Source organism: Streptomyces atratus (genome assembly GCF_014648655.1).
GTDB lineage: Bacteria > Actinomycetota > Actinomycetes > Streptomycetales > Streptomycetaceae > Streptomyces > Streptomyces atratus.
In genome coordinates this window covers 8,933-13,779 of record NZ_BMRN01000084.1, presented here as the reverse complement: position 1 = coordinate 13,779, position 4,847 = coordinate 8,933, and the positions used below count along the sequence as shown (strand labels likewise).

Genomic DNA, 4,847 nt, shown 5'->3' with positions numbered 1-4,847 from the left:
GGACTGCGAGCTGTCATCGGCGAGCACGCCCGGGCGGCGTGGCGGCGGTTGGCGCCGGAGGCCGGGGTGATGGTGCAGGCGGTGTGGTTCGACGCCGGGCCCGAACAGTCGGGACGGTTGCTGCTGGTGCTGCACCACCTGGTGGTCGACGGGGTGTCCTGGCGGATCGTGCTGCCGGACCTGGCTGCGGCCTGGGAGGCGGTGGTCGCCGGGCGGACTGTGCAGTTGGAGCCGGTGGGCACGTCCTTCCGCCGGTGGGCCGAGCGGCTGGCCGCGGCAGCGGTGGATCCGGTGCGGGAGGCGGAACTGCCGACGTGGACCGCGATCCTCGACGGCCCCGACCCGCAACTGAGCCGCACGGCCCTGGATCCGGCCCGGGACACCGACGGAACGGCCCGGACGCTGTCGCTGTCCCTGCCCGCAGACCGCACCGCCCTCCTGCTCACCGATGTCCCGGCGGCCTTCCACGCCGGCGTCAACGACGTGCTGCTGACCGGGTTCGCGGCGGCGGTGGCCGACTGGCGCCGCCGGCGCGGCCCGGTGGAGGACACCGGGGTCCTGCTGGACCTGGAGGGCCACGGCCGCGAGGAGTTCCTGGACGGAGTGGACCTGTCCCGCACGGTGGGCTGGTTCACCAGCCTCTTCCCCGTCCGCCTCGACCCGCACGTGCGGGACTGGGCCCAGTGGTGGGCCGGGGGCGAGGTCGTGGGTCGCGCGGTCAAGCGGGTGAAGGAGCAGCTGCGGGCCCTGCCGGACAACGGCCTGGGCTACGGACTGCTGCGCCACCTCAACCCGCACACCGCCCCCCGGCTGTCGGCGCCGGCGGCACCGCAGATCGGCTTCAACTACCTGGGCCGGTTCGCCGTCGCCGACGGCGGCACCCCGGAGCCCTGGGCCACCGCGGCCGAGGCGGAGGCGCTGAGCGGCGCCACGGACGACACCGGGATGCCGCTGGCCCACGCGCTCGAGGTGAACGCCTGGACCGAGGACCACGCCGACGGTCCACGGCTGAACGTGACGTGGATGTGGCCGCAGGCCCTGTTCCACGAGGAGGAGGTGCGCGACCTGGCCGAGACCTGGTTCCGCGCACTGGAGGCCCTGGCGACGCACGCCCGGGGCTCGAACGCAGGCGGGCACACACCGTCCGACCTGCCCCTGGTCGAACTCGACCAGGAAGAGATCGACCTGTTGGAATCTGAGTGGAGGATCTCGTAATGACGAGACCGGGGTTCGAAGACGTCCTGCCGCTGTCCCCGCTGCAGGAAGGTCTGCTGTTTCATTCCCTGTATGACGGCCAGGCGCTGGACATCTACACCGCGCAGCTCGCCGTCGACCTGGAGGGCCCACTCGACGCGGAAGCGCTGAAGGCTGCCGTGGCGGCGCTGCTGCGCCGGCACACCAACCTGCGTGCCGGGTTCCTGCATGAAAAGCTCAGCAAGCCGGTGCAGATCATTCCGCGCGACCTCGAACTGCCCTGGCGCGAGATCGACCTCAGCGGCCTGGACGAGAGCGACCGTGAGCAGGAGCTGGCCCGGCTCACCGCCGAGGACCGGGCGCACCGGTTCGACCTGGCCCGCCCGCCGCTGTTGCGCTTCACCCTTGTGCGGACCGCCGCCCACCGGCACCGTTTCATGCTGACCAACCACCACATCCTGCTTGACGGCTGGTCGACGGCGCTGATGATGCAGGACCTGTTCACGCTCTACGCGCACCGTGGTGACACCACCGCGCTCCCGAGGGTCAACCCCTACCGCACCTATCTCGCCTGGCTGGCCCAGCAGGACCGGGGAGCGGCCGAGCAGGCCTGGCGGGAGGCACTGGCCGGAGTGGAGGAGCCCACCCTGCTGGTGCCCGCGGACCCCTCCCGGACCGCCGTCGCACCCGACTTCCACACCATGGCGCTGACGGAGGAGCTGACCGCCGGCCTCACCGCCCTGGCCCGTCGGCACGACCTGACGCTCAACACCCTCTTCCAGGGCGCGTGGGCGATCCTGCTGGGCCGGCTCACCGGCCGGGACGACGTGGTCTTCGGCGGCACCGTCGCCGGCCGCCCCCCGGAGATCGACGGCATCGAGTCGATGGTCGGCCTGTTCGTCAATACCCTGCCGGTGCGGGTCCGCCTGGACCCGGGCGAGTCCCTGCTGGGGATGCTCACCCGCCTGCAGGAACAGCAATCCGGCCTGATGGGCCACCAGCACCTCAACCTCACCGACCTCCAGCGCCTCGTCGGCACCGGAGAGTTGTTCGACAGCATCACGGTGTCCGAGAACTACCCGATGGACTCCGAAGGCCTCGGGGAGCTGCCCGGCGGCCTGCGGATGACCGGGGCCGACGGGCGCGACGCCAACCACTACCCGGTCAGCGTCGCCCTCGTGCCCGGGGCGCAGCTCCGGTTCCGTTTCGGCTACCGCCCGGACCTGTTCACCCCGGACCGGATCGCGACCCTGGCCGACCGGCTCCGGCGGCTGTTCGAGGTCCTGTTCACCGACATCGAGCAGCCGGTCGGCACGATCGGCGTCCTCTCCGCCGGGGAACGCGGTGAACTCCTCACCACCCGCAACGACACCGCGCGGGAGGTGCCGCAGGCGTCGCTGCCGGAGCTGTTCGCCGCACAGGTGGCGGCGACGCCGCAGGCGGTGGCGGTGGTCTTCGAGGACACCGAGGTCACCTACGCGGAGCTGGACGCGCGGTCCAACCGGCTGGCCCGGCTGCTGATCGGCCGGGGGGTGGGGCCGGAGGACTTCGTGGCCCTGGCCCTGGCCCGCTCGGTGGAGCTGGTCGTGGCCCAGCTGGCGGTGCTCAAGGCCGGCGCGGCCTACCTGCCGGTGGACCCGCAGTACCCAGCCGAGCGAATCGCCTACATGCTGGCCGACGCCCGCCCCACCCTGCTGCTCACCGACACGGCGGTGGGGGAGGAACTGCCCGACGCCGGAGTGGAACGTCTGCTGCTGGACGAGGCCGCCACCGTCGCGGCGGTGGCGGAATGCCCGTCGTCCGAGGTGTCGGACGACGAGCGGCGCGCCGCGCTGACGCCCGCCGGCTCCGCCTACGTCATCTACACCTCCGGCTCCACCGGACGCCCCAAGGGCGTCGTGGTCTCGCACGCCGGTGCGGCGAGCCTGGTCTCCAGCCAGATCGAGCAGTTCGAGGTCGGCCCGGGCAGCCGGGTCCTGCAGTTCGCCTCGCCCAGCTTCGACGCCGCGTTCTGGGAACTGGCGATGGCACTGCTCTCCGGCGCGGCGCTGGTACTGGCGCCCCAGGAGCGGCTGCTGCCGGAGGCCGCCCTGGCCACTCTCGTCGCCGAGCAGGGAGTGACGCACGCGACCATCCCGCCGGCCGCCCTGGCCGTCATGCCGCCCGACTCGATGCCCGGAATCACCTCGCTGGTGGTGGCGGGCGAGGCCTCCTCTCCCGAGCTGGTCGCCCGGTGGTCGGCCGGCCGGCGGATGGTCAACGCCTACGGCCCGACCGAGACCACGGTGTGCGCGACCATGAGCGGCCCGCTGACTGGCGAGATCACCCCGCCGATCGGCCGGCCGATCCACAACACGCAGGTGTACGTGCTCGACGCCGGCTTGCGCCCGGTGCCCGACGGTGTCCCCGGCGAGCTGTACGCCGCCGGGGCCGGCCTGGCCCGCGGCTACCTGGGCCGTCCCGCCCTGACCGCCGAGCGATTCGTGGCCTGCCCGTTCGGCCCGGCCGGTACCCGCATGTACCGCACCGGCGACCTGGCCCGCTGGAGCGCCGACGGCCAACTGGAGTTCGTCGGCCGCGCCGACGGCCAGGTGAAGATCCGCGGTTTCCGCATCGAGACCGGTGAGATCGAGAACGTCCTGCAGGCCCACCCGGACGTGGCCCAGGCAGCCGTCGTGGTCCGCGAGGACCGGCCCGGGGACAAGCGTCTCGTGGCGTACACCGTGCCCGAGGCGGGAGCCGTCCCGCCCGTCGCGGCGCTGCTGCGCGCGCGCACCGCCGAGGCCCTGCCGGAGTACATGGTGCCGGCGGCGTTCGTCACCCTGGACGCGCTGCCGCTGACCCCCAACGGCAAGCTGGACCGCAAGGCGCTTCAGGCGCCCGACTTCGGCACCATCACGGGCCGGGCCCCGCGCTCGCCGCAGGAGGAGATCCTGTGCGGGCTGTTCACCGAGATCCTCGGCCTGCCCTCGGTGGGCATCGACGACAGCTTCTTCGACCTCGGCGGCCACTCCCTGCTCGCCACCCGTCTGGTCACCCGGGTCCGCTCCACCTTCGGTGTCGAACTGTCCCTGCGCGCCCTGTTCAAGGCGCCCACCGTCGCCGGGCTGACCGCCTGGCTGGACACCGCCGCGGGCTCCTCCCGTCCTGCCCTGCACCCGGTGGACCGGCCCGACGAGGTGCCGCTGTCGTACGCGCAGCGGCGCCTGTGGTTCCTGGACCGCTTCGAGGGGCCGAACGCCACCTACAACCTGCCGCTCGCCCTGCAGCTCTCCGGACGGCTGGACCGACAGGCGCTGGAGGCGGCGCTGGCCGACGTGGTCGAGCGGCACGAGAGCCTGCGCACGGTCTTCCCCGAGAGCGAGGGCCGGCCGTGCCAGCTGATCCTGGCCCCTGAGCAGGCCCGCCCCGGCCTGCCGGTCACCGAGACCGACGAGCGGGAACTGCCCGGCCTCCTCGCGGCCGCCACCGGGCGCGCGTTCGACCTGGCGGCGGACACCCCGCTGCGCGCGGAGCTGTTCGCCCTCGCCGAGGACGAACACGTGCTGGTGCTGACCCTCCACCACATCGCCGGTGACGCCTGGTCCATGGTGCCGCTGGCCCGGGACCTGGCCGCCGCCTACACCGCCCGGTGTGCCGGGGCGGCGCCGGAG

General features: G+C 73.2%; 2 protein-coding genes. Both read left to right on the top strand.

Translation table 11 applies throughout. The features are described 5' to 3' along the window. On the top strand, window positions 1-1,215 hold a 1,215-nt coding region (locus tag IEZ15_RS44360), incomplete at its 5' end, for a condensation domain-containing protein (protein ID WP_229846514.1). Next, window positions 1,215-4,847: non-ribosomal peptide synthetase (locus IEZ15_RS41605; protein ID WP_189282162.1), on the top strand; the 3,633-nt coding region annotated here is incomplete at its 3' end. The genes IEZ15_RS44360 and IEZ15_RS41605, both read left to right, overlap by 1 nt.